Annotated in this window: 24 protein-coding genes and 1 tRNA gene; 11 read left to right on the top strand and 14 right to left on the bottom strand. The window is 63.1% G+C overall.

Annotated elements, in window-relative coordinates; translation table 11 throughout:
* Positions 1-109: 109 nt before the first annotated feature.
* The 3 genes from leuD to FHT02_RS03900 all read left to right on the top strand — a co-directional run bounded on the left by leuD (position 110) and on the right by FHT02_RS03900 (position 3492).
* The gene (leuD, locus tag FHT02_RS03910; RefSeq protein WP_184084497.1) at positions 110-739 is read left to right on the top strand and encodes a 3-isopropylmalate dehydratase small subunit; all 630 of its coding nucleotides are present in this window, start codon (positions 110-112) and stop codon (positions 737-739) included.
* Complete coding sequence (locus tag FHT02_RS03905) at positions 702-1700, top strand: zinc-binding dehydrogenase (RefSeq protein ID WP_184084494.1); 999 nt, start codon at positions 702-704, stop codon at positions 1698-1700. The genes leuD and FHT02_RS03905 overlap by 38 nt, the downstream gene beginning before the upstream one ends.
* Positions 1701-1890: 190 nt before the next feature.
* Positions 1891-3492 (top strand): response regulator, encoded by a 1602-nt coding sequence (locus FHT02_RS03900; RefSeq protein ID WP_184084491.1) that lies wholly within the window; start codon positions 1891-1893, stop codon positions 3490-3492.
* A 37-nt stretch (positions 3493-3529) separates the two neighbouring features.
* Here FHT02_RS03900 and FHT02_RS03895 read toward each other — a convergent pair whose 3' ends face one another.
* The 3 genes from FHT02_RS03895 to FHT02_RS03885 all read right to left on the bottom strand — a co-directional run bounded on the left by FHT02_RS03895 (position 3530) and on the right by FHT02_RS03885 (position 6600).
* Complete coding sequence (locus FHT02_RS03895) at positions 3530-5602, bottom strand: NAD(+) synthase (RefSeq protein WP_184084488.1); 2073 nt, start codon at positions 5600-5602, stop codon at positions 3530-3532.
* Entirely contained in the window at positions 5599-5742 is a 144-nt protein-coding gene (locus FHT02_RS03890; protein WP_184084485.1) for a hypothetical protein, read from the bottom strand. Before FHT02_RS03890 ends, FHT02_RS03895 begins: the two co-directional genes overlap by 4 nt.
* Positions 5743-5907: 165 nt before the next feature.
* Positions 5908-6600, bottom strand: a complete 693-nt coding sequence (locus FHT02_RS03885) for a murein L,D-transpeptidase catalytic domain family protein (protein WP_184085408.1) — start codon at positions 6598-6600, stop codon at positions 5908-5910.
* A gap of 263 nt (positions 6601-6863) precedes the next feature.
* On the opposite strand from FHT02_RS03885, the gene FHT02_RS03880 reads away from it, so the two are divergent.
* Positions 6864-7544 (top strand): L,D-transpeptidase family protein, encoded by a 681-nt coding sequence (locus FHT02_RS03880; RefSeq protein ID WP_246352178.1) that lies wholly within the window; start codon positions 6864-6866, stop codon positions 7542-7544.
* Positions 7545-7577: 33 nt separating this feature from the next.
* Positions 7578-7826 carry a hypothetical protein gene (locus tag FHT02_RS03875; RefSeq protein WP_184084482.1) on the top strand — a complete coding sequence of 83 codons (249 nt, stop codon included), beginning with the start codon at positions 7578-7580 and terminating at the stop codon, positions 7824-7826.
* 299 nt (positions 7827-8125) lie between these two features.
* Here the strand turns inward: FHT02_RS03875 and FHT02_RS03870 are convergent, their stop codons facing one another.
* Together FHT02_RS03870 and FHT02_RS03865 are read right to left on the bottom strand one after the other, a co-directional pair.
* Positions 8126-8506, bottom strand: coding sequence for a group III truncated hemoglobin (locus FHT02_RS03870; RefSeq protein ID WP_184084479.1), 381 nt, complete (start codon positions 8504-8506; stop codon positions 8126-8128).
* Positions 8507-8589: 83 nt separating this feature from the next.
* Positions 8590-9279: an alternative oxidase gene (locus FHT02_RS03865; RefSeq protein ID WP_184084476.1), complete on the bottom strand. Its 690-nt coding sequence runs from the start codon at positions 9277-9279 to the stop codon at positions 8590-8592.
* Positions 9280-9496: 217 nt separating this feature from the next.
* Between FHT02_RS03865 and FHT02_RS03860 the strand changes: the two genes are divergently transcribed.
* Positions 9497-10939: a two-component system sensor histidine kinase NtrB gene (locus FHT02_RS03860; RefSeq protein WP_246352177.1), complete on the top strand. Its 1443-nt coding sequence runs from the start codon at positions 9497-9499 to the stop codon at positions 10937-10939.
* Positions 10929-11540 carry a response regulator FixJ gene (fixJ, locus tag FHT02_RS03855; RefSeq protein ID WP_184084471.1) on the top strand — a complete coding sequence of 204 codons (612 nt, stop codon included), beginning with the start codon at positions 10929-10931 and terminating at the stop codon, positions 11538-11540. The genes FHT02_RS03860 and fixJ overlap by 11 nt, the downstream gene beginning before the upstream one ends.
* A gap of 98 nt (positions 11541-11638) precedes the next feature.
* On the opposite strand, the gene FHT02_RS03850 is transcribed toward fixJ, so the two are convergent.
* Positions 11639-11715 (bottom strand) — tRNA-Arg (locus FHT02_RS03850).
* Between the two features lie 118 nt (positions 11716-11833).
* Between FHT02_RS03850 and FHT02_RS03845 the strand changes: the two genes are divergently transcribed.
* A complete protein-coding gene (locus FHT02_RS03845; RefSeq protein ID WP_246352199.1) occupies positions 11834-12520 on the top strand; it encodes a queuosine precursor transporter in 687 nt (228 codons plus the stop codon).
* Positions 12521-12770: 250 nt separating this feature from the next.
* Here FHT02_RS03845 and purQ read toward each other — a convergent pair whose 3' ends face one another.
* The 3 genes from purQ to purC form a co-directional block, all read right to left on the bottom strand.
* Positions 12771-13436, bottom strand: a complete 666-nt coding sequence (gene purQ, locus FHT02_RS03840) for a phosphoribosylformylglycinamidine synthase subunit PurQ (RefSeq protein ID WP_184084465.1) — start codon at positions 13434-13436, stop codon at positions 12771-12773.
* On the bottom strand, positions 13433-13663 hold the full coding sequence (gene purS, locus FHT02_RS03835) for a phosphoribosylformylglycinamidine synthase subunit PurS (protein WP_184084462.1): 231 nt from the start codon (positions 13661-13663) through the stop codon (positions 13433-13435). Before purS ends, purQ begins: the two co-directional genes overlap by 4 nt.
* 64 nt (positions 13664-13727) lie before the next feature.
* Positions 13728-14507, bottom strand: coding sequence for a phosphoribosylaminoimidazolesuccinocarboxamide synthase (gene purC, locus FHT02_RS03830; RefSeq protein WP_184084459.1), 780 nt, complete (start codon positions 14505-14507; stop codon positions 13728-13730).
* 199 nt (positions 14508-14706) lie between these two features.
* On the opposite strand from purC, the gene parC reads away from it, so the two are divergent.
* On the top strand, positions 14707-16959 hold the full coding sequence (parC, locus tag FHT02_RS03825) for a DNA topoisomerase IV subunit A (protein ID WP_184084456.1): 2253 nt from the start codon (positions 14707-14709) through the stop codon (positions 16957-16959).
* Positions 16960-17034: 75 nt separating this feature from the next.
* On the top strand, positions 17035-18750 hold the full coding sequence (locus FHT02_RS03820) for a putative bifunctional diguanylate cyclase/phosphodiesterase (protein WP_184084453.1): 1716 nt from the start codon (positions 17035-17037) through the stop codon (positions 18748-18750).
* Here FHT02_RS03820 and FHT02_RS03815 read toward each other — a convergent pair.
* Genes FHT02_RS03815 through FHT02_RS03800 form a run of 4 tightly spaced genes read right to left on the bottom strand, consistent with a single transcriptional unit; the run spans position 18726 to position 21610 of the window.
* Positions 18726-19910, bottom strand: coding sequence for a CCA tRNA nucleotidyltransferase (locus FHT02_RS03815; RefSeq protein WP_184084450.1), 1185 nt, complete (start codon positions 19908-19910; stop codon positions 18726-18728). The genes FHT02_RS03820 and FHT02_RS03815 overlap by 25 nt on opposite strands.
* Positions 19898-20494, bottom strand: a complete 597-nt coding sequence (locus FHT02_RS03810) for a CoA pyrophosphatase (RefSeq protein WP_184084447.1) — start codon at positions 20492-20494, stop codon at positions 19898-19900. The genes FHT02_RS03815 and FHT02_RS03810 overlap by 13 nt, the downstream gene beginning before the upstream one ends.
* Positions 20491-21057, bottom strand: a complete 567-nt coding sequence (locus FHT02_RS03805; protein ID WP_184084444.1) for a DUF1285 domain-containing protein — start codon at positions 21055-21057, stop codon at positions 20491-20493. The genes FHT02_RS03810 and FHT02_RS03805 overlap by 4 nt, the downstream gene beginning before the upstream one ends.
* A gap of 31 nt (positions 21058-21088) precedes the next feature.
* Positions 21089-21610 (bottom strand): GNAT family N-acetyltransferase, encoded by a 522-nt coding sequence (locus FHT02_RS03800; RefSeq protein ID WP_184084442.1) that lies wholly within the window; start codon positions 21608-21610, stop codon positions 21089-21091.
* Positions 21611-21763: 153 nt separating this feature from the next.
* Here FHT02_RS03800 and FHT02_RS03795 point away from each other — a divergent pair, with 153 nt between their 5' ends.
* A complete protein-coding gene (locus FHT02_RS03795) occupies positions 21764-22135 on the top strand; it encodes a dihydroneopterin aldolase (RefSeq protein WP_184084440.1) in 372 nt (123 codons plus the stop codon).
* 22 nt (positions 22136-22157) lie between these two features.
* Here the strand turns inward: FHT02_RS03795 and FHT02_RS03790 are convergent, their stop codons facing one another.
* A complete protein-coding gene (locus FHT02_RS03790) occupies positions 22158-22994 on the bottom strand; it encodes a hypothetical protein (RefSeq protein WP_246352176.1) in 837 nt (278 codons plus the stop codon).
* Between the last annotated feature and the right edge of the window lie 62 nt (positions 22995-23056).

The raw sequence follows: 23056 nt of genomic DNA, 5'->3' as shown, positions 1-23056 counted from the left end.
CGGCGTCGACAAAAAGCGGGTACGGTGCCGAGCCGGCATTGCAACTGGGCCCCGGCCTCCGCCGGGGAAGCGCGTACTTCTCACGTTCGATCGCCGCAGGAGCCTGACCATGGAGCCCGTCCGCCAGGTCGAGGGGCGCGCCTATCCCTGGGGCGCCAAGAACATCGACACCGACATCATCATCCCCGCGCATTGGCTGAAAACCACGACGCGTGAGGGGCTCGGTAAGGGCGCCTTCGAAACCGTGCGCGCGCAGCCGGGGAACCTCTTCGACGATCCGCGTTATGCCGGTGCACCCGTGCTGGTCGCCGGCGACAATTTTGGATGTGGCTCAAGCCGCGAGCATGCCGCTTGGGCGCTCGCCGACTTGGGTATCAAGGCGGTCATCGCGCCGAGCTTTTCCGACATCTTCTCAGGCAATGCCTTCAAGAACGGCATCGTTCCGGTGGTGCTGCCGCAGGCGGCAGTAGACCGTCTGGTCGAGGTTGCGCGAACCGACCCGATCACGGTCGACCTGGAGACGATGACGGTCACCACGCCGTACCAGGACCGGTTCGGTTTCACGCTTGATCCGTTTCGCCGCCGGTGTCTGCTCGAAGGACTGGACGAGATCGGCATGACGCTGGCACAAGATACCGCAATTTCGAAATACGAGTCCGACGTCGCCCAAGCGCGGCCCTGGACCCTGGTGGGAGTGGGCGGTGAAGGCTCTGTTGTCGAAGGCGCCGGGCGGACCTGAAACCCTAACGCTGGAAGAGGTGCCCGATCCGCTACCTGGTGAAGGCCAGGTGGTGGTTTCGGTGCATGCCTGTGCGATCAACTATCCCGACGTCCTGATCATCGAGGACAAGTATCAGTTCAAGCCGCCGCGTCCGTTCGCGCCCGGTGGAGAGATTGCGGGGGTTGTCGCGGCGGTCGGCGAGAGCGTGACCGGCTGGTCAGTCGGCGATCGCGTGATCGCGGTTACCGGCCATGGCGGACTTGCCGAAAAGATCGTTGTGGGCGCGTCGCAGCTTTTCCGCCTGCCCGAAGCGCGCAGTTTCGAGGAAGGCGCGGCCCTGCTGCTAACCTATGCTACGGCCATTCACGCGCTGCTCGATCGGGGGAATCTGCGTGAAGGCCAGACCATGCTGGTGCTCGGAGCGGCGGGAGGCGTGGGGCTAGCTGCGATCGAGTTGGGCAAGGCGTTCGGAGCGACGGTGGTCGCCGCCGTTTCTTCCCCGGAGAAGGAGGCGGCGGCCCGGTCGGCGGGTGCGGATCGCGTGCTGGTCTATCCACGCGCACCGTTCGACCGCGATCAATCAAAGGCGCTGAGCGATGCGTTCAAGGCTGCTGTGGGCGCGCGCGGGGCCGACGTGATCTTCGATCCGGTGGGCGGTGAGTATGCCGAGCCGGCGCTGCGGGCGATTGCCTGGGAGGGGCGCTATCTGGTGGTCGGCTTCCCTGCGGGTATTCCCAAGCTGCCGCTCAACCTGACGCTTTTGAAAAGCTGCGATGTATGCGGCGTGTTCTGGGGCGCCTTTGCCGCACGCGATCCCGAAGCCAATGCGGTGCATGTGGACCGGCTGTTCCGGCTCTGGGACGAAGGGCGGATCGCACCGAAGGTGACAGAGGTTTTCTCACTCGCCGACGCTGGTCGCGCGATTAGCAGGATCGCAGCGCGGCAGGCGATCGGAAAGCTCGTGGTGAGCTTGGCCTGATTGATTGCCGCGAATCGCCTGTCGCGGCGACGGCGGGCTCCGAGAAACGCGTACCGTTTCATGGAACGACGTTAACAGAGTTCAGAAATGTCTTTCGCGAGACCCCCGGGCGAATCCTTAGGTTCGCCACGGATGATTTCGGCGTAGAAAGTTGCAGAAAGGCGCAATTTTAGGCGCCAAGGACTTGACGATGGTTACTTTATTGGCAGCAGTCCCGGCCATGGAGGATGCCGCTATACGTGGGTCCGTCGAGCCAGGCATGATCTGGACCGATGTGATCACAGACGCTGTGACAGGATTGTCTTTCCTGGCGATCCTGGCTGCGCTGCTGACGCTGGCGTACCGCCGTGGAGACGTGCCGCTCGGCTGGCCCTTCTGGTGTCTGGTCAAGTTCCTGATGGCATATGGGCTGGTGCATCTGCTCGCCTCCTGGTCGCCGTGGCAATCGATTCCCGTCGTCGAAACGGCGCTCCAGATCATCGCGACGTTCTTCGCAGTGGCGACCGCGGGCACCGTATGGGCGCTTCTTTCGCGCCTCACGGCTATGCCCAGGGCAGGATCGCTCGCCGATGCGCATGCGGAACTGGCAGCGGTGAGCGCAGAGCGTGATAGCGTGCTGGCGCAACTGCGCGGCGAGACTGAACAACGCCGCCAGGCAGAAGTTGCGCTGCTGCGCGCCAAGAAGCTGGAAGCGGCAGGGCTGCTCACCGGCGGCATCGCGCATGACTTCAATAATCTGCTCCAGGCGATCGCCGGCAATCTCGAGTTGATCGCGCGCAAGGCCGATGATCCCGACCGCGTGGTCCGGTGGAGCGCAAGCGCGCTCGACGCGGTCGAACGGGGGCGGGCGGTGACGGGACAGTTGCTTGCCTTTTCGCGGCGCCAGCAGTCCGTCCTTGCACCGGTGCGATTGGTCGAACTGATCGCCGGAGTAAGAGAGTTGGCCGAACGAGCGGTTGCACCGCTTGCTCAGGTGGCTGTGGAGCCGATCGACACCAGCTGGAACGTCCAGGTCGATGCGCTGCAACTCGAACTGGCTATTTTGAACCTGGCCTTCAACGCACGCGAGGCGATGCCAGATGGTGGCGTCCTGACTCTGTCCGCGGAGCAGGCACGGGGTTCGCTGCCGGCGAATCTGACCTTTGGCGACTATATCGCGTTGCACCTGACCGACACCGGCCGGGGGATGAGCAAGGACGCCATCACCCAGGCACTTGAACCGTTGCTGTTGCAGCAGGAGGATGGCGGGCGCGCTGGGATGGGCGTGTCGATGGCCAGTGAAGTGCTCCGCCGGATGGGCGGCGCGGTTGCCGTCGAATCGCGTGAAGGCGAGGGGACGCGCGTCACGCTCTACTTGCCCGTGGCCAATAGTGAGCCGCCGCGTGCGCCAGCCGACAAGCAGTTCAGCGACGCACGCGTGGATCTGAGCGGAGTCACTATCGCGCTGGTAGACGATGACCCACAGGTGCGTGCGACGCTAGCCGAGACGCTCGCCGCAGCAGGAGCCGAGGTCCTTGAGGCGGGAAGCGGAGCGGATGGGGTGACCTTGGTCCAAACCCGCAATCCGGATATCCTGATCGTCGATTTCGCGATGCCGGGAATGAGCGGCGCCGAGGTTGCCGGCCAGGTTCGCGAGCACCGCGTAGATCTGCCGATATTGGTGGCGACCGGCTTTGCCGATGCCCCGAATCTCGAGCGGGTACGAGGCGCCCGGCCCGCGCTGCTGCGCAAACCGTTCGACTCGCACGAGCTGCTTCGGCGGTTGAGCGAATTGCTGGGCCGGCACTTCTGAGCGGTGGCGTCCGGGCGGACCGGACGCCTTCCAGCACCTACGCCTGTTTGGGCCGTTCCACCGGTACATTCTGCCGGAGTTCGTCCAGCCATGCCGTTGCAACGCTATCCGAAGGTGCGCGCCAGTCGCCACGCGGGCTCAGCGCTCCGCCAGGCGAGACCTTCGGGCCGTTGGGTAGCGCCGACCGTTTGAACTGACTGATCTGGAAGAAGCGGAACAGGAACGTCTCCAGCCACTTGGTTATGGCCGCCAGATCGTATTGGTTGCGGCCTGCTTCCGGGAAACCAACGGGCCATTGCCCGGCATCGCGGTCGCGCCATGCGTGCCACGCCAGGAACGCGATCTTGGAGGGGCGCAGGCCGTGACGCACGACATAGTGCAGGAAGAAGTCGTGCAGTTCATAGGGGCCGATCCGGTCCTGCGTGCTCTGCATCTTCCCGTCGGCGTCGGCAGGCACCAGCTCGGGCGAAATTTCCGTATCGAGGATCGCCAGCAGCGTCGTTGCGGCCTGGCCGTCGAACTGGCCGTTCGAGACGGACCAGCGGATCAGATACTGAATCAGCGTCTTGGGCACGCCTGAATTCACGGTGTAGTGGCTCATCTGGTCGCCGACACCATAAGTGCACCAGCCGAGCGCAAGCTCCGACAAGTCGCCCGTGCCGACCACGAAGCCGTCGCGCTGATTGGCGAGCCGGAACAGATAGTCGGTGCGAAGCCCGGCCTGCACATTCTCGAACGTGACGTCGTAAACCGGCTCGCCACCTGCAAAAGGATGATCCATGTCGGCGAGCATCTGGCGTGCGGAGGGACGGATATCGATCTCTTCGCCCGTAACGCCCAGCGCGTTCATTAGCGCCCATGCATTCGACTTCGTCTCGTCCCCCGTCGCAAAGCCGGGCATGGTGAAGCCCAGGATTTCCGAACGTGGTCTTCCGAGCCGGTCCATCGCTTTGCAGGCGACGATCAGGGCATGGGTGGAATCGAGCCCTCCGGACACGCCGATCACCAGATGCTTGGTGCCGGTCGCTTCCAACCGCTTGCGAAGGCCTTCCACCTGGATGTTGAAGGCCTCGTAGCAATCTTCCTCCAGCCGGGCCGGGGTATTCGGAACGAAGGGGAAGCGGCGGAGCGGGCGCTTGAGCCCACGATCGGTCAGGTCCAGCTGATGCTCGAACTGGATGCGGCGGAAGCGGGTCTCCGGATGGCCGCAGGCGCGGGCGCTGTCGTTGAAGGTGCCGTTGCGCATCCGGTCGTGGCGAAGCCGCTCCAGGTCGATGTCGGCGCATACCAGGCCAGTCGTCAGTTCGAAGCGTTCGGACGCCGCGATCTGCTCCCCTGTTTCGTAGATAAGGCCCTGGCCGTCCCAGGCGAGGTCGGTGGTGCTCTCTCCGGGGCCGGAGGCGGAATAAACATAGGCGGAGAGCGTGCGAGCCGATTGCGATCCGCACAGCAGCTCGCGCTCTCGTCCCTTGCCAATTACGATGTTCGAAGCCGACAGGTTGCACAGCACCAAAGCACCCGCCAGCGCCCCCTCGGTCGAGGGTGGAGTGGGCGCCCAGTAATCTTCGCAAATCTCCATGTGGAAGATGAAGTCGTCTATGTCTGACGCTTCGAAGATCAGGTTGGTGCCGAACGGAACCACCTGTCCGGCCACTTCGATCTGCAGGTCGGTAAGTCCCTGGCCGGAAGCGAACCAGCGTTTCTCATAATATTCGCGGTAATTGGGCAGGAACTGCTTGGGCACGACGCCAAGGATGCGCCCACGGGCTATCGCCAGCGCGCAATTGTACAGGCGGCCGTTCCGGCGAAGCGCGGCACCGACCAGCAGGACTGGACGCAGCGTTCTGCTCGCCTCCAGAAGCTCGGCGATCCCCGCCTCGCTCGCGTCCAGAATCGCGTCCTGGAGGTGCAGGTCGTCAATCGCATAGCTGGTGATGTTGAGTTCGGGATAGACCAGCAGGTCGGCACCCTCTGCATCGCCGGTGCGGGCAAGCTCTATGGCCGAGCGGGCGTTGGCGCGCGGATCCGCGACGCGCACGGCGGGCGTGCAGACGCCGACGCGGACCATCCCCTGCCGATGCAGCGCGTAGAAGCTGTCGGTGTTGGTCATGCCAGTGCCTCGTCAGGAAGGCCGTCAGTGCAGCTTCCGGAGATGGCGGTGGCCAGGCCTTGCGTGAGGGCACGTTGCAGCGGCTTGCGGGCGCCCTCTGCGACTTGTGCGGAAAGCACGGGCGACAGCATTTCAATCATAGATCGGGTTCCTAATACCGCTCCGGTGGAAGTGCCAACCCCGTGTTGCGGGCTTTGATCCCTCACGCCAAAGCGCGGTGGCTAGGAACGACGCGGCTAGCGCGCAGAATACCGCGCGTAGCGCCGGCATCGTTCGCGGGCAGCCTTCAGCCCGCGGGCGAGCGATCAGACTTTGGCGGAATAGATCATGCGGCCGGGGCCAAGACGCTCGAACACCTTGGCCAACTCACGCTCGCCCACGGCGAAGCAGCCTTGGCTTCGGCCGAGCTTGCCGTGCTTGGCGATCATGTCCGCATTGGAATACCAAGCCGAATGAACCACGATCGCGCGGTCAAACGCATTGTTGTTGGTCGCGTCGAGGCCGAGCAGCCGCTGCGAATCGCCGTGTTTACCGACATAGTAATCGGCGGTCAGAAAGGCGCCTTCGCTGCTCGCTTCCGAATTGGGCTCGTTCGAGAAACGCTGCAACAGGCCGGTGTGGCCGGGGTCGGAGCCGACGCCATGGGCAACCAGGAAGCTTTCGCATTCGCCGGTGCCAAGGTGCACCAGGTGCAGGCGCGGGCGGTACGACGCCTGAGAGAAGTCCACGATGGCGATGCGGTCATGCGTCGGGATGCGGCTGGCATGCCGGTCGAGCGCGGCCACTGCGCGCTTGAACAATTCGGGGCGAATGTTCGCGGGTGCCTTGGGGCCGTTCCTGGCGACCTGAACCGGTGCGGGGGCGGCAGGCAAGGGCACCGGACGCGGCGCCTCTGCGATCCTGGCCGCCGGCGCGACACAGGAAGAAACTGCGAGCCCACTGGCAGTAAAGAAAGCCGAACGAAGGAGTGCGCGGCGCGACTGCGCCGCCTGCATCATGTCTGTCACTATATCTGTCGCCCGCTTTTGCTGACCCGCTGCTCTATAGCAGAGCATGTCTTAATTATGGGCACGCGGGGGGGCTGATGCACGGCGATTCGGCGCGCGCACCGCTCAACTCGCCGTAAGTGCACGCGCAAAACGGTAAATGGTTCCAGCAACTTGCCCGGTCAGCCGGGCCGCGACTCGGCGCCGGCACCAATTCCGGTTAACTGTGTTGAGGAAGCTGCCGAAGGCTTCTTGAATGATTTGGAGGAGTTGAAATGCCGATGCGCCGTTCCTTGGCTGTCGCGCTGGCCGGCGCGGCGGCGATGCTGGTGATGCGCCCCGCGATGGCACACGAAATGGCCGACGTTGCGCAGTCGGCAGCGGAGCTGAAGCTGAGGCCTGGGCAGTTCCGGTGGTTCGAAGATCCGCGGCCTGCGCCGGCCAATGCGGGCGCCAGTGCCGCGGTGTCGATCGTCGTCAGCTTGGCCGAACAGCGTGCCTACATCTTTCGCAGCGGCAAGATGGTGGGGGTAAGCAGCGTGTCGACCGGCAAACCGGGATACGACACTCCCTCTGGCGAGTTCACGATCCTGGAGAAGAAGCCGTTCCACCGATCAAATCTGTATAGCGATGCACCCATGCCGTTCATGCAGCGCCTCACCTGGGACGGTATCGCGCTGCATGCCGGCGATCTGCCGGGCAGGCCGGCGTCGCATGGCTGCATCCGCCTTCCCAATGCGTTTGCGCGCCAGCTGTTCGGGCTGACGGCGATGGGCGGGACAGTGACCATCGTGGAGGATACGTTCGGCGACCCGGGGCTGTATGCGCCGGTGCCCGTGCTGGCGGTGCATACCGATCGGTTGGGCGGCACCGCCTATGACGTGTTGACGCTGAGCGGTGACCCGCCGCCGCCGACGCAACCCGCGTCCTGGAGCAACGGCGCGCGTGCGAACTGAAACCTCCACCGGGCAGACGCGTTAGGAACCCTCATGAGCAAGCAACCTCCCGTGCCAATGGGCAACCAGTCCCCGTATCCCGTCGAAGAAGCGCCGCATGATCATAAAGGTGAAGGCGAAGCAGTGAAGGCTGCGCGGGAGGCCGCCGAAGCCCGGAAGCGTCGGACGGCATCCTCGCGCCAGCTCGGCATCGGAGCCGCTGTGGGCGTCGGCTCAGCCGCCGTGGTAGCGGGACTGATGTACTGGCGTGGCAATCGCAAGGACAGCAAGGACAAGAAATAGCAAACGACTTGGTACCTGGGGCAGCTGGATGCTGTGATCGTTAAGGCTGGCCGAGTGCCGTCGGCCCCGAGCTCGCTAATGGCGAGGGATGGGGCCGATGCCCCGATGGAACTGGAACCTGCCGGTAGAACGCGACCCGGGATAAAGCCGCACCAAGCGGCTCCTCGCGATGCAATATAATCGGCGCGATCGCGGCGTATGACGCGGGGTTGAGGATCGTTCACATGCGGAAGGCACGCTCGCTTCAGTGAAGGTCGCGGTGCGCTTGTGAAGCTTCGCACCTTCCGAGAGCTGGTCAGTCATGCCGCGCTCTTGTTACGGTAGAACTGGACGCCCAGCTGCAGGCTCTCGGCAATCCGGTCTGCTCGTTCCTGGAACGAGGCGGCCTTCTCCGCTTCGAGAAGTTCGTTGCTTGTCTGTTTCCAGATAGTTAGCCACCGGGCGAAGTTCTCGCGCGTCATGTGCTGTTCGTGGCGAACATGGGCTGTCATCGGTTGGCCCTTGTAGCGCCCGCTGGTGAGCATGACGGAGGACCAAAAAGCCTTCAGCTTCTCGAGATGATGCGGCCAGTTCTCAATCGCGCCGTCGAAGATTGGGCCGAGAAGGTCGTCCTGCCGGACACGCGCGTAGAAGGCCGGGACCAAGCTGGCGATATCGTCTTCGGTGATTTCGGTCGTCATGGTCCCCCTCTTGTAAACACGTTGCTGATCAGCATGGCGAAGGCAGGGCCGCTCGCGCAGCCCTGCCTTTGATACTTTCCTGATCAGGCTACCTTCTTCCAGATCGGTTCCAGCGCGACGTGCGGCGGGCAGGCGGCCACTTCGCCGCTGGGCAGGCCGCCCAGTTCATTGGCGAAGCTGTGGTTCACGTCGCGGTGATGGGCTTCGTCGGCGCGGACCACGAGCACTACGTCGCGCAAGGTCGCATGCTCGGGCAGCCCCCAATACATCTTCGCGAGCTCGGGTGCCGGAACGTTGGCGCTGCGGCCTTCGTCGATCTCGGCGAGATAGTGCGTGTAGCTGATCACCGCTTCCTCCTCGAAATAGCCGACGACGCGGTGCGCGGTCTTGGAGCTGACGAGATAGAGGCCGAAGAAAAAGAGGTAGAACACCCACTGCACACCGATGATCACCGCGCGCTCGAACCACGTTGGTTTGGCGATCTCGATGAAGGTCATCAGATGCATCCGCTCATTCTCGGCCTCGTCCATGAGCGTCTTGATCCAACCCTTATCGTCGCACATGCGGCGAAGGCAGGCGAGGTGGTTGATTGTGGCGCCGACCATCCCTGGCACTGCCGCGACGGTCTCAAGTACAACGGCGCGATGGCCGTAGCGCTCGGCAAAGAAGGTGTCGGCGGTCCAGCGCAGCATCTTGGTGAAGCCAAAGGCGATCCGGTCCGAAAGACCTTTGGGCTGGTGATGGACGCTAAGGTCAATGAACGGCGGGGTCATTGCAGATCTCCGGTAGTGCGTGCGTTTCGTCTGGCGCTGCATCTATGCCGGTGATGCCGGTCGTGGAATTTGGATGTTGTCCCTACCGCGCTTACCCTAAGGGCCTTACCGGAGGTGGGCTTGCGGGATGGCCTTGGGCATGAAGGATAGCGTGACTTCAAAGCGGCACCAGTTTCTGCACACCATGCTCCCGTCCCCGCCTTTGCTCGTGACGCTGATGTTGACCATGATCGCGGTCGCGCTCGGCGCCAGCGTGCGGATCGCCTTCGCGGCGGAGTTGGGCCAGCGGGCGACCTACATCTTCTTCGTTCCGGCGGTGGTCGTCGCCAGCGCGCTTTCCGGCCTGCGTGCCGGAGTTGCGGCGAGCTTGGCCGGCGCCGCCGCGGGCATTTGGTGTGATCGCATGATCGGTCCGGTCGCCGTGCCTAGCCTGATCGCGGCCGGAGCATTCGTGGTGATCGGCTTTGCAGTCGCTCTCGGCGGCGAATGGTTCCAGCGTGCGCGCGCCGAGGCGGAGACCGTGACCGCCGGTCTGGCGCGCCGCGAGGCACATTTGCGTTCAGTGTTGGATACGGTGCCCGATGCCATCGTGGTGATCGACGAGGGCGGGCTCGTGCGCGATTTCAGCCCGGCGGCCGAGCGTATGTTCGGCTGGGAAGCCGACGAAATCCGCGGTCGCAATGTCAGCATGTTGATGCCCGATCCCTATCGCACTGCTCATGACGGTTATCTGCAGCGCTATTACCAAACGGGTGAGAAGCGGATCATCGGCAAGGGGCGGGTGGTGGTCGGGCAGCGCAAGGACGGGTCTACCTTCCCGCTCGAGCTTGCGGTGGGCGAGATGAACGTGACCGGGCTGCGCCACTTCACCGGCTTCATCCGTGACCTGACGGACCGTCAGGAGGCCGAGGCTCGGCTGCAGGAACTGCAGAACGAGCTGGTCCACGTCTCGCGGCTCACGGCGCTGGGCGAGATGGCATCGGCGCTGGCGCACGAACTGAACCAGCCGCTTTCCGCGATCGCTAATTACATGCAAGGCAGCCGCATGCTCCTCGCGCGCGAAGAGGTTCCGCTGGAGCGCGTCAGTGACGCCGTAGAACGCGCGGGCGAGCAGGCACTGCGTGCCGGCGACATCATCCGGCGCTTGCGCGAGTTCGTCGCTCGCGGCGAGACCGAGCGCGCGGTTGAGAGCCTACCAAAGCTGGTGGAGGAGGCCAGTGCCCTGGCGCTCGTGGGCGCTAAGGAGTACGGCATTCGCGTTCGGTTCGACTTCAGTCCGGATATTGACCTCGTGCTCGCGGACAAAGTGCAGATCCAGCAGGTGGTGCTGAACCTAGTGCGTAATGCCGTGGATGCCATGACCGACGCCCAGTCGCAGCGCCGCGCGCTCAGCATCGCAATAGCGCCGGCAGACGCCAACATGGCCCAGGTGACCGTCACCGACACCGGCCCGGGGATCGATGCGGAAGTTGCCGAGCGGCTGTTTCAGCCGTTCGTCACTACCAAGCGCACGGGGATGGGAGTTGGCCTGTCGATCTCACGCACGATCGTTGAGGCCCATGGCGGCCATATCTGGACGGGAGCGGGTGACGGCGGGGGAGCATTGTTCGGCTTCACGCTGCAGCGGATTGGCCAGGAGGAGCTCTACGATGGCGAGTGAACCAATCGTCTATGTGATCGACGACGACGATGGTGCGCGGCATTCGCTCGAGTTCCTGCTCGACTGCGCGGGCATCCGCGTGCGCTCGTTCGCTTCCGCCGACGCCTTCTTGGCCGCATCCCCGCCGCTGGCCGGTGGGTGCGTCGTCACGGATGTCCGCATGCCGGGGCGGAGCGGTATCGAACTCGTCGAGGAGATGAACCGGCGCGGCACCGATGTGCCGGTGATCGTGATCACGGGCCACGCCGATGTGCCGCTGGCGATCCAGGCGATGCACGCTGGCGTCGCCGACTTTATCGAAAAGCCGTTCGACGAGCAAATCATGCTCGCCGCGATCCAAAGGGCGCTCGCGCGGCGCGCGGGCAGTGAAGCGGCACAGGCGGAGCGGCAAACGATCGTTGATCGCATCGCCGGGCTGAGCGGTCGCGAGCGGGAAGTTATGGAAGGGCTCGCGAAGGGTGAGGCCAACAAGGCGATCGCCTACGATCTTGGCATCAGCGCACGCACCGTCGAAGTCTATCGCGCAAACGTGATGATGAAGATGCAGGCGAAGACTCTGTCTGATCTCGTGCGGATGGTGACGCTCGCGCGGATCAACTGATCCTTGGCGTTCACGTCGCCGCCCGCGAGCCGGTGAAGAGATAGTGGCGCCCACCTCTGTGGTGTCAATTAATTGCGTGCGAGGTCAAATTTAGTTTTTGGCGCGCCCGGCTGGATTCGAACCAGCGGCCCCAAGCTTAGAAGGCTCGTGCTCTATCCAACTGAGCTACGGGCGCGTGCCGCGGCGCAATAGCGCGGATTGCGCTTGAGCGGAACCGGTATCATACCGAAGGCATGACGCAGCTGACATCCCAGCCGGTGTCGGTCGCTGCGCGCGACCTCGGCAGCGGCGACATGCGATATTATGATTTCGTGATGGCGGCATTCGTGGCCATCATTCTGCTCTCCAACGTGCTGGGGGCAGGCAAGGTGGCGCAGGTCTGGCTGCCGGGGGTCGGTCAGTGGCCGTTCGGTGCGGGCATCCTGTTCTTTCCCGTGTCCTATGTGATCGGCGACGTCCTGACCGAGGTCTATGGCTATGCCCGTGCTCGCCGGGTAATCTGGGCGGGTACCATCGCCGTGCTGTTCATGGCCTTCATGTCCTGGGTGGTCGTGGCCCTGCCGCCGGCGCCTGGTTGGAATAACCAAGCGGCGTATCAGACGATCTTCGGTCAGGTGCCGCGGATCGTTCTGGCGTCGGTTTGCGCCTTCTGGGCTGGCGAGTTCGTCAATTCCTATGTGCTCGCTCGCATGAAGCTGCTGACACAAGGGCGTATGCTGTGGGCGCGCACGATCGGTTCGACCATCGCCGGAGAGGGGATCGACAGCCTGATCTTTTATCCGCTTGCGTTCCTGGGTGCTGCCGGGTGGACCAGCGAGTTGGTGCTCACCGTGCTGTTCACACAATGGGCGCTGAAGGTCGCCTGGGAAGTGGTGCTCACGCCCGTCACCTACGCCATTGTCGGCTTCCTGAAGCGCCGCGAAGGCATCGACGTATATGATCGCGGCACCAACTTCACTCCGTTCGCGGCGCGCCTTTGACCTTTTGACAGAGCATGAAGCTGAGAGCGCGAGAACCGGATTGCCGAGCTCAAAGCTGCGCGCTTGAGCCAGGTCGCAGGCTGAGGCCTCGGTTCGTCACAAACTGGTGCCTATAGCGGCAGGTTTTTGGAAGGCTTCCGGTCACGCCTGGGGCAGAAGCCCTGGACGTCACTGGGCGCGCGAGCCCGGCTTTGGCAAAGAAGCGGTGATCGCGGACTTGGCTGGCTGGATCGAAGCGGGCGTGCTCGGGTCAGGCGACGGCGCGGAGCAGACCTTCGAACAGGCGGCGACCGTCGGTGCCCCCATGTGCGGCCTCGATGCGCCGCTCCGGATGCGGCATCATCCCGATGACGTTGCCGGCCTTGCTTAGCAGTCCGGCGATGCTGCGCGCTGATCCATTCACGGCCTCTCCATAGCGGAAGGCGACGCGCCCTTCGCCCTCGATCCGTTCGAGCGTCTCGGGATCGGCGAAGTAATTGCCGTCATGATGCGCGACGGGAACGGTGATCGACTCGCCTGTCCTATATCCGGAGGTGAAGATGGACTGGCTGTTTTCGACAGTAAGCGCGACGTCGCGGCAGACAAAGTCGAGCCCGGCATTGCGCATCAGCGCCCCAGGCAGAAGCCCCGTTTCGGTCAGGATCTGAAAACCATTGCAGACACCGATAACAGGAACGCCTTTCTCGGCGGCTTCCACCACAGAGCGGACCACAGGGGACCGCGCGGCGATCGCGCCGCAGCGCAGATAGTCGCCATAAGAGAACCCGCCGGGTACGGCGATCAGGTCCAAGCCTTCGGGCAGGTCGCTGTCACCGTGCCACACCATCTGCGGCTTGGTTCCGGACACATCCTCGATCGCCGTCGCGATATCGCGGTCGCAATTCGAGCCCGGAAAGACGATGACCGCGGCCTTCACAGCCGTTCGACCCGGTAGTTCTCGATCACCGTATTTGCGAGCAGCTTACGGCACATTTCATCCACAGCTTCGTCGGTGGTCGTGTCTGCGACATCCAGTTCAAAAATCTTACCGGCGCGGACATCATCGACGCCGTCAAAGCCGAGACCGGAAAGCGCGTGCTGGATGGCTTTGCCCTGGGGGTCGAGCACGCCGTTCTTGAGCGAAACGATGATGCGGAGCTTCATGGCCGAGCCCTATGGCGCTGCAGGTCCGGTCTCGCAACAGAAATAGCGAGACCGGAACCGCCGATCACTTGCCCCGCAGCTTGCGGTGGCTTTCCAAGTCGAGCACCGCCGAGTCGGGGCCTTCGGGGAACAAGCCCAGCCGCCGGGCGACTTCCTGATAGGCTTCGACCTCGCCGCCGAGATCGCGGCGGAAGCGGTCCTTGTCGAGCTTCTCACCCGATTGAATGTCCCACAGGCGGCAGCCATCAGGACTGATCTCATCGGCCAGGATGATCCGACCATAGTCGTTGTCCCAGATGCGGCCGAACTCCAGCTTGAAGTCGACCAGACGGATGCCGATGCCGGCGAATAGGCCGGACAGGAAGTCGTTCACCCGAATGGCCATGTCGGCCATGTCGTGCAGTTCTTCCTGATTCGCCCAGCCGAAAGCGAGGATGTGCTCGTCCGTGACCATCGGGTCCCCGAGCGCATCGTCCTTGTAATAATATTCTACGATCGTTCGCGGCAGCGGCGTGCCTTCCTCGATGCCCAGCCGCTTCGACAGGGATCCGGCCACGACATTGCGCACGACCACCTCGATCGGCACGATCTCCACTTGGCGAATGAGTTGCTCGCGCATGTTGAGACGGCGGATGAAGTGTGTCGGGATGCCTATCCCGCCAAGCAGTGTGAAGACATGCTCGCTGATACGATTATTGAGTACGCCCTTGCCGTTGATGGTGCCTTTTTTCTGGGCGTTGAAGGCCGTCGCATCGTCCTTGAAGTACTGGATCAGCGTGCCGGGCTCCGGACCCTCATACAGGATCTTGGCCTTGCCCTCGTAGATTTGCCGGCGGCGTGCCATGCGGCTCTTACCCCTGAAAAGCAGCGCCCCGGCGGCGGCACGGAGTTGCCGCGCGCCTGCCGGGGCTTGGAAGTTCGGGGGCTATACTGGAACGGTCCTGTCCGCGCAATCACGCTTGCCACGTCAGGTTTGCCCTGATTTCGCGATGAGGCACCCGCAGTTGGCCTGGACCCATTTGGCCTGCTAGACCGGTGGTGAAATGACTCTCGACACCGACAATCCCGACGCGACCGGCGACGCATCTGGCGCCTCGGACGTTCCATTCGACAGCGCGCTATCTGAGCGCTATTTGGTCTATGCGCTGTCAACGATCACTGCGCGGTCGCTTCCGGACGTTCGCGACGGATTGAAGCCGGTACACCGGCGCCTGCTTTGGGCCATGCGCCTGCTGCGCTTGGATCCCGCCAGCGGCTACAAGAAGTGCGCGCGCGTCGTCGGGGACGTAATCGGCAAATATCATCCGCATGGCGACGCGTCGGTGTATGACGCGATGGTCCGCTTGGCGCAGACTTTCGCGCTTCGCTACCCATTGGTCGACGGGCAAGGCAATTTCGGCAATATCGACGGTGATAACGCAGCTGCCTACCGCTATACCGAAGCGCGTCTGACACAGGTCGCCATCGATCTGATGAACGGCCTGGACGAAAATGCCGTCGATTTCCGCCCGACGTATAATGGTGAGGAAGAAGAGCCGGAGCTGTTCCCCGGTCTGTTCCCAAATCTGCTCGCGAACGGCGCGGCCGGGATCGCGGTGGGCATGGCAACCAGCATTCCGCCGCACAACGCCGCGGAGATTATGAGCGCGGCGGTGGCGCTGATTGACAATCCTGCTGCGAATGTACTGGATTACGTGCAAGGGCCCGATTTCCCGACCGGCGGCATCGTTGCCGACAATGCGGCCGGGATCGCCGAAGCCTATGCGACGGGGCGTGGCAGCTTCCGCGTCCGCGCCAAGATCGAACGCGTCGCCGAGAAGGGCGGCGGCTGGCATCTGGTCGTGTCGGAAATCCCGTATGGTGTACAGAAGGGGAAGCTGATTGAGGGCATCGCAGCCCTTATCAACGACAAGAAGCTGCCCATTCTAGGCGATGTTCGCGACGAGTCTGCCGAGGACATCCGTGTCGTCCTGGAGCCGCGCAGCCGAACCGTCAGCGCAGAGGACCTGATCAACAGCCTATATCGGTTGAGTGATCTTGAAGTGCGCGTGCCGCTGAACCTGAACGTGCTCGACAAGAATCGCACCCCGCGAGTTATGAGCTTGCAGGAAGCGATCGCAGGCTGGCTCGATCACCAATTCGTGGTGCTACGTCGCCGTTCGGAGCACCGGCTGAGCAGGATCGGCGACCGGCTGGAACTGGTCGGCGGCTATATCACGGCCTTCCTCAGCCTCGATCGCGTCATTGAGATCATCCGCACCGAGGATGAACCCAAGCTAATCATGATGGCTGAATTCGACCTGACTGATCGTCAGGCCGAAGCAATTCTAAATATGCGGCTGCGCTCGCTGCGTAGGCTCGAGGAAATGGAGTTGCGGCGAGAGCGAGAGGGACTGGAGAAGGAGCAAGGCGAACTGGAGCTGCTACTTTCCTCCGATGGGCGACAGCGTACGCGAATGAAGCGCGACCTTGCCAAGATGATCGCGCGGTACGGATTGGATACGCCGCTTGGCAAAAGACGAACCGACATCAAGGAAGCGGCGCCCACGCGAGAAATTCCGTTAGAGGCGATGATCGAGCGCGAGCCGATCACCGTAATCCTGTCGCAGCGGGGTTGGATTCGCGCGATGAAAGGGCATGTCGAGCTTGCATCGGCGGATACGGCCAAGTTCAAGGAAGGCGACGGTCCGCTGTTCGCCTTTCATGCCCAGACGACCGACAAGCTCTTGCTCGCGGGAGACAATGGTCGCTTTTACACGCTGTCCGGCGACAAGCTGCCGGGTGGCCGCGGCTTTGGCGAACCGGTGCGGCTCATGATCGATCTGGAGGGCGATCGGACGATCGTGAACTTGCTGCCCGCGAGTTCGGGTACGCGGCTTCTGGTGGCGGCTAGCGACGGGCGCGGCTTCGTGGTGAAGGCGGAGGACGTTATTGCCGAGACCCGCAAGGGCAAGCAGGTGGTAACGCCGCGAACGGGTGCGCATTTGAAGATCGTGCGGCAGATCGGCGTGAACGACGATGCTGTCGCAGTGGTCGGCGACAATCGCAAGCTTGTGGTTTTCCCGCTTTCCGAAGTTGCGGAACTGGCGCGGGGGCAGGGCGTGCAGCTGCAACGCTACCGTGACGGCGGCTTGTCCGACCTCGTCACCTTCAAAATGGCAGAAGGGCTGCGCTGGCGTATGGGTGGCGAGCAGGGCCGCGTGCGCAGCGAGGCGGATGTCACACCGTGGCGCGCAGCGCGGGGGGCGGCGGGCCGCATGCCGCCAACTGGATTTCCGCGCGACAACCGCTTTTGAATCGGGGGATATTTAGGCGGTAACGCACGAAGGGTTCAGGCCGATTTAACCATTTGCGTCTAGCCGCTTACTAAGATGAGTGTGGGCGTATCGCGATTGGCCGACCGGCAGGCCTCGGACCTGGATGGTCCGTGCGAGGACAACTGTGGTCCGCACACCGACGCCTTCGCCGCGCTGTTGGAATTGCTGCCCGTGCCCGCGGTGATCGTGCAATTGCAGCTCGATGGCCTGCACTTCGGCGCGTTCAACACGCCTTTTCAACTTTCCGGCTTTGGCGGCAACGCAGCAACGTCCTCGCTGATACGAGCGCTGGAATCCGACATCAGAAGCTTCCTCGAGTCGGATCAGGTGCAGATGGAATTTGCCTGGCAGTTGGGGGAGCAGGTGGATTGCCGCCGGTTCCTCGTGATGTTGGCCCGGCAAAGCGTCCACGGGGATCTACCCCATTGCCTCGTCACACTGGTGGATCAAACAGGCGAACTCCGCACCGAACATAGTCTTCGGCGCGAAATGGCGATCGATAGTCTCACGGGACTGCCCAACCGCTCGGGCTTTGCCGACGTGCTGGAAGCGCGGGTGCAGCCGGACACCGTCTCTAAATTTGCGGTGCTGGTTATCAATCTCGACCGCTTCAGCCGCGTGAACGCATGCCTTGGTGGCATCGCCGGCGACGAATTGCTGATCTCGGTCGCGCGCCGGCTCAAGGGAGCGCTGCGCGGGCACGACATCCTGGCGCGCATGGGTGGCGATGAGTTCGGCGTTCTGCTCTCGGTCGAGGACGGCTATGCGGATGCGGCGCAGGTGGCCAAGCGCATCCAGACTGCGCTGGTGACACCGTTTCGCCTTTCAGACTTCGAAATCAGAGTCGACTGCGCCATCGGCATGGCGCTCGGTGCTGAACTCAGCGGTGATGTCGAAGACCTGATCCGGCATGCCCAGTTCGCCGTGAAGCGCGCGAAGAAGAGCGGCCGCGTCGAGGTCTATCACATGCGCACCTTCGACATCGCGCGGGAGCAGTTCGGGATCGAGACCGAGTTGCGGCGTGCGATCGAGAATGGCGAAATGACGCTGCACTATCAGCCGATCTGGGATTTCGCGTCGGGCAGAATCACGTCGTTCGAAGCACTGGCGCGGTGGACGAGTGAGAGCGGCGTCAGGCGTTCGCCCGACATCTTTATTCCTGTTGCTGAGGAATCCGGGCTGATCATCCCGCTCGGCCGGTGGGCGATGGACGAGGCGGCGAGGACACTCGCAAGCTGGGACTTGCAGTCGGGTGGGAATTGCGGGGTAAAAGTTGCAGTCAACTTGTCCGCCATTCAGCTGCAGCGGGATAATGTGCCGGACTTGGTCCAGTCGGTGCTGGAGCGCCATGGCATGGCCGGCGATCGGTTTACGCTGGAACTAACCGAGAGCGCCATTGTCAGCGATCCCGATGGCGTCAGCCGCATCATGCTGGCGCTGAAAGCATTGGGAACGACGCTCGCCATGGATGACTTCGGCACGGGCTATTCGAACCTAGCCTATCTTCAGAGATTGCCAATCGATTTGCTGAAGATCGACCGAAGCTTCGTTTCCGGCATGCTGGCAGACCGCGACAAAATCGCGATCGTCCGCGCCATCCTAGGGCTGGCGCAGGCGCTTGGCATGCGTACCATCGCGGAAGGTGTGGAGAGCGTCGAATTGTCACAGACGCTCGCGGCGCTGGGCTGCACGTTCGGCCAGGGCTTCTTTTATGCGCAGCCTCTCGATCAGGATACGGCGTACCGCTACCTGGGCTCACGTAACACCTGAGCTACGGCTTCATCGGCGAGGGTGTTCACTCGGGCCACGTCCGGGAAGCCTTCCGCGATCCAACGATCCTCCACCGCGCGGAGCGCGCGCGCAACGTCTGGGCCCTTTGCCAGCCCGCGTGCGACCAGCGCGCCGCCGCCGATCGGCAAACGGGGCACAGCCCAATCGCGTACAAGCCTCGCATCGACAGTTCTGTCTGACAGAAGCAACAGATCGGTCGCGGTCTGCTGCCCAAAGCGATAGGCGAGCGCTTCTGGAGAAGCTTGAGGCAGGGGGGATCCCGCAGCGATCAGTCGCTTGCGCTGCGCATTGGACAGTTTCAGCCGTGCGCCGACCTGATCGGCGGTCGCGGCGTCGCGCGGGAGCAAGGCAGACAGCCGGCGGATCGGATCGGGTGCTATCGCTGCGGACTGTTCTGCAGCAGACAGCTTGGCAAGTCCGTCGACAGATGCGATCTCCGGCAGAACGGGTAGGAAGATGCCGCGTTCAATCATCAACCCGGTCACCCGGACAGCGTCTTGTGCGACAAGCAGCTTGAGCAGTTCATCGGCGATCCGCTCACGCGACAGGGCCATCAGATCCTTGGCGCGGGCCGTGCAGGCGTCCAGCCCTTGTCGGTCGGGCACATCCCCAAACCGAGCAAGGAACCGAAAGAATCGGAGGATCCGCAGGTGATCCTCGGCGATACGCTGAAGGGGGTCGCCGATGAAGCGGATGCGTCGGGCGTCCAGATCTTCAAGGCCGCTGAAATAGTCGAAGATCTCGCCTGATTTTGGGTCGGCGTAGAGCGCGTTTATGGTAAAATCGCGTCGCGCCGCGTCTGCTGGCCAATCATCGGTGAAAGCCACTTTCGCGCGGCGCCCGTCGGTCGACACATCGTGGCGCAGCGTCGTCACTTCCACTGGGCCGCTGTCGAGAACCGCCGTAACAGTGCCATGTTCGATACCCGTCGGTACCGCGCGAATGCCGACCGCCTTTAGCCGGTCCATCACCGCAGTCGGCGAAAGCGGAGTGGCGAGATCTATATCCGCGACCGGGAAACCAAGTAGCGTGTCGCGTACCGAGCCGCCCACGAAGCGTGCGTCACCAAGCGTATCCACGAGCTCGCTGAGATCCGGGCGCTTGCGCCATTCCGCGGGAGGCAGGATCACGCGCTCCATCGCAGCCGCCGCGACAGGTTCACGAGCATCGCCGCAGTTGCGCCCCAAATCCGCCGGTCCTCCCAGAGTATCTCGTAAAAGCGACGTTCGACACCCTGGATCTGTACTGCACCCTCGCGGTGGTTCGCCGGGTTGAGCAGGAAGGCAAGGGGAACTTCGAACAGATCGGCTACCTCGGCTTCTGCAGGAACCAACGGAAGCTCTGGGGGTATGACGCCCAATACAGGGATGACATGATATCCGGTGACAGTCCGATAGGCGTCTGTCACGCCCAAGACTTCGACCTGATCTGACGGCAGCGCGACCTCCTCCTTCGCTTCCCGAAGGGCTGCGCCGACCGGCCCTTCATCTTCCGGATCAATGCGGCCGCCTGGGAATGCGATTTGTCCGGCGTGCCGGCGCAGCGTCTCGGCGCGTTTCGTCAGCAATATGCCGGGCTCAGCCCGATCGGTGACCGCGACCAATACGGCTGCGGCGTGACCGATGCTCAGCGGATCGAAATCGTGGTGGTCGCCTGCAAGCAGGACCGGGCCGGAGACATGTTTTTCTTCCAACGCCGCCCGCAGCCGCTCAGCGAGCGTCATGCCGCTGTTGCCAAAGGGAAGAACACGCCTTCGCTCCAGACACCGGGTAGTTCCGCTCCGTTGGCAAGGGCTAGTTGCGCCAACTCATAATATACGGAGCGGCTAATCAAGGCCTCGAGTCCTTGGCGCACGTGGAGATAGGGACGGGGGCCATCCTCCCGCGCATCGAAACGGAGCGCATGATCTGCGCCGGCGGTCAGTACGTCGCCGGTGTTGAGGCGGAAGGCCAGGCGCATCGCCTCACCGCTTCCGTCGGCCTTCAGCTCCACGGCCACGAACGGCGCGTCCTCGACATCGATGTCGAGCTTCTCCACCGGCGTGACGAGGACAAAGCCGCCATCGGGTTCTCTGCGGAGGATTGTCGAGAACAGCCGCACCATGGCTGGCCGGGTGATCGGCGATCCTTGATGAAACCAAGTGCCATCAACCGCGATGCGCATTTCGCTGTCGCCGCAATGCGCCGGGTTCCAACTATCCACCGGGGGCAGCCGGTTCTCTTCGGCCAAGCGCGCGATCTCGGCGAGTGACAGACTGGCGAAATCGGGCGGGGGAGGCATGGGCATCGCTACGCGATAGGCCAGCGGGGACGTGCTCTCAAGCTGCCTGGCGCGAGCACGGCGCGATAATCCCAGCACTGTCCGGAACCGCGCTGCCACGCGCGAGAAGGCGTCGCTGCTCATATGGGCCCGGCAGACGCCAGCCTGCGGTGCGCTCAGCCGAGAAGCCAAAGAAGCGGGTATAATATTCTGGATCACCGATCAGCATCAGAGCGCCGGACCCAGGGACGCCACTCGTTGGCGCAGCGTCCAGCATATGCTGCATCAGTGCTCGACCGAGGCCAGCGCGCTGAAGTTCCGGATCAACAGCCACTGGCCCGACCATTATCATCGGCACATCGCCACCATCGTCGCGGCAGAGCACCACCGGCCAGCATTGGATAGTGCCGAGCAGTTGTCCTGCATCGGAAATCGCGGCGAAGCTAAGTTGGGAGATTGTGGTGGTGCCGCGGCGAACCTGATACGCGGTGCGGCGGTGCCGGTTCGGCCCGAAGGCACGATCAAGCAGATCCTCGACGCGGTCTGGGGCAATCGTGGCGAGCGGTACCAAGCCGGTCACACCGTCATCCTTTGAAAAGCATCCCGCAACGCCGGGCGGCGCGCTTTAACGCCGTTGCCCAGTTGCGCAACACTTATCGCTGCGGGGAAGGCCGACCTTTCCCCACGCCCCGCTTCTGCTATTGGCCGCTGAGTTTTCGCGAAAGGCCCCTACTTGCCCGATCTCCTGCAACTTCAGGTCCACGATCTGGAAGTCGAAATTCTCACCGGCGTTTACTCCGAAGAGACGCATCTGCCACAGCCGCTCCGGATTTCGGTGACGGCCGACCTCGACCTGCCAGAACATTTCGAGCCGGACACACCGCTGGGTGCGTCCAAAAGCTATCTGGATCTCAAGCACGCAGCCACCACGAGCCTGCCGAAAAACGTACATTTCACGCTTATCGAAGCAGTTGCAGAGCATATCTGCGACACGATCTTCATCTCCGATGCACGGGTGCGCCGCGTCGAAGTGCGGATCGTCAAGCTGGCGATTGCCGAGGGCGGCGAGTCGATCGGAATCACGCTGGTCCGGCATCGTCGCTGAGCCGGCGCCCGGCTCTTGGTGTCTATCGGCAAGGACCCAGCGATTGGAGCACAAGCTGGTAATCTTCGCGGGCAATCTGGGCATTTGTAGCGTCGGCGCTATCGATGCTTCCCACCGGTAGCTCACGGGGAAGCCCGCAAGCCAGATGATACCAGAGCAGTGTGTCCGGACGCACTGGGCCACCCGTTTCATCGACGATGTCGCCTAGCGAAACCGACCAGCGGGGTTGCTCGCCCGGGCGCCGCAAGACTTGAAGCGACACCGGCACATTGGTGGCGGTTTGCAGGAAAATCTGCGTTTCGCCTTCACCAGGCAATGATCCAGGCACATGGAAAGCGTTTCCGACTCCCTTAACTGCGGGTGGTGCGTTCGCTGCAACTACCTCACGCGTGATACCGCGCACCAAGCTGTCGAGCTCGGGAGACCAGGGCCGCTGCCCATCAGGATCAATGAGCTGGATGTGGTCGGCGCGCGTGGGAAGAGGGCGCGCAAACAGCAGCACGCGTTGTTTCTTCAACTTCGGCGCCTTGCCGCGAGCGTCGAGCGCCACATCCGCGACATATCCCAGCCGCAATGGCACCGACTCAGTACCGCGAATCAGCGCGAGAACCTCAACCACTAAATAGAAGCGCGCCCGGCCGGGTTGCACATCGGCGGCTTCCGCCCCCTTGATTCTTACCGCGTCGCGAACCCGCGCGTCGATGATCAATGGTGCCGCCAATACCTGGCGCGCCGAACTGCTATAGCTAGGCAACGCAGTGCTGCCGGTAACAAGATTTTGTAAGGGATTCCCAAGGCTCACGCTGGGAACGGCTAATGATGCGGCGCAACAAAACGCTATCACAGGAACGCGGATCATGCGCTCCGTTACCGGATTGGTATTGCCGGATACAGAAATAAATCCGTCACGCGCCTGAGATA

Origin of the sequence: Sphingomonas xinjiangensis (genome assembly GCF_014199255.1) — a bacterium.
In the GTDB taxonomy this organism is placed as follows: Bacteria; Pseudomonadota; Alphaproteobacteria; order Sphingomonadales; family Sphingomonadaceae; genus Sphingomonas; species Sphingomonas xinjiangensis.
Note: the sequence above shows the minus strand (reverse complement) of the source record. Positions and strands in the feature narration are given on the sequence as shown.

Bases quoted from the DNA above. Each gene is read 5' to 3' on its own strand.
- leuD (WP_184084497.1), top strand. From the start codon at position 110: ATGGAGCCCGTCCGCCAGGTCGAGGGGCGCGCCTATCCCTGGGGCGCC.
- FHT02_RS03900 (WP_184084491.1), top strand. From the start codon at position 1,891: ATGGTTACTTTATTGGCAGCAGTCCCGGCCATGGAGGATGCCGCTATA.
- FHT02_RS03895 (WP_184084488.1), bottom strand. From the start codon at position 5,602: ATGACCAACACCGACAGCTTCTACGCGCTGCATCGGCAGGGGATGGTC.
- FHT02_RS03890 (WP_184084485.1), bottom strand. From the start codon at position 5,742: ATGATTGAAATGCTGTCGCCCGTGCTTTCCGCACAAGTCGCAGAGGGC.
- FHT02_RS03885 (WP_184085408.1), bottom strand. From the start codon at position 6,600: ATGATGCAGGCGGCGCAGTCGCGCCGCGCACTCCTTCGTTCGGCTTTC.
- FHT02_RS03880 (WP_246352178.1), top strand. From the start codon at position 6,864: ATGCCGATGCGCCGTTCCTTGGCTGTCGCGCTGGCCGGCGCGGCGGCG.
- FHT02_RS03875 (WP_184084482.1), top strand. From the start codon at position 7,578: ATGAGCAAGCAACCTCCCGTGCCAATGGGCAACCAGTCCCCGTATCCC.
- FHT02_RS03870 (WP_184084479.1), bottom strand. From the start codon at position 8,506: ATGACGACCGAAATCACCGAAGACGATATCGCCAGCTTGGTCCCGGCC.
- FHT02_RS03865 (WP_184084476.1), bottom strand. From the start codon at position 9,279: ATGACCCCGCCGTTCATTGACCTTAGCGTCCATCACCAGCCCAAAGGT.
- FHT02_RS03860 (WP_246352177.1), top strand. From the start codon at position 9,497: ATGTTGACCATGATCGCGGTCGCGCTCGGCGCCAGCGTGCGGATCGCC.
- fixJ (WP_184084471.1), top strand. From the start codon at position 10,929: ATGGCGAGTGAACCAATCGTCTATGTGATCGACGACGACGATGGTGCG.
- FHT02_RS03845 (WP_246352199.1), top strand. From the start codon at position 11,834: ATGCGATATTATGATTTCGTGATGGCGGCATTCGTGGCCATCATTCTG.
- purS (WP_184084462.1), bottom strand. From the start codon at position 13,663: ATGAAGCTCCGCATCATCGTTTCGCTCAAGAACGGCGTGCTCGACCCC.
- purC (WP_184084459.1), bottom strand. From the start codon at position 14,507: ATGGCACGCCGCCGGCAAATCTACGAGGGCAAGGCCAAGATCCTGTAT.
- parC (WP_184084456.1), top strand. From the start codon at position 14,707: ATGACTCTCGACACCGACAATCCCGACGCGACCGGCGACGCATCTGGC.
- FHT02_RS03820 (WP_184084453.1), top strand. From the start codon at position 17,035: ATGAGTGTGGGCGTATCGCGATTGGCCGACCGGCAGGCCTCGGACCTG.
- FHT02_RS03815 (WP_184084450.1), bottom strand. From the start codon at position 19,910: ATGGAGCGCGTGATCCTGCCTCCCGCGGAATGGCGCAAGCGCCCGGAT.
- FHT02_RS03810 (WP_184084447.1), bottom strand. From the start codon at position 20,494: ATGACGCTCGCTGAGCGGCTGCGGGCGGCGTTGGAAGAAAAACATGTC.
- FHT02_RS03805 (WP_184084444.1), bottom strand. From the start codon at position 21,057: ATGCCCATGCCTCCCCCGCCCGATTTCGCCAGTCTGTCACTCGCCGAG.
- FHT02_RS03790 (WP_246352176.1), bottom strand. From the start codon at position 22,994: ATGATCCGCGTTCCTGTGATAGCGTTTTGTTGCGCCGCATCATTAGCC.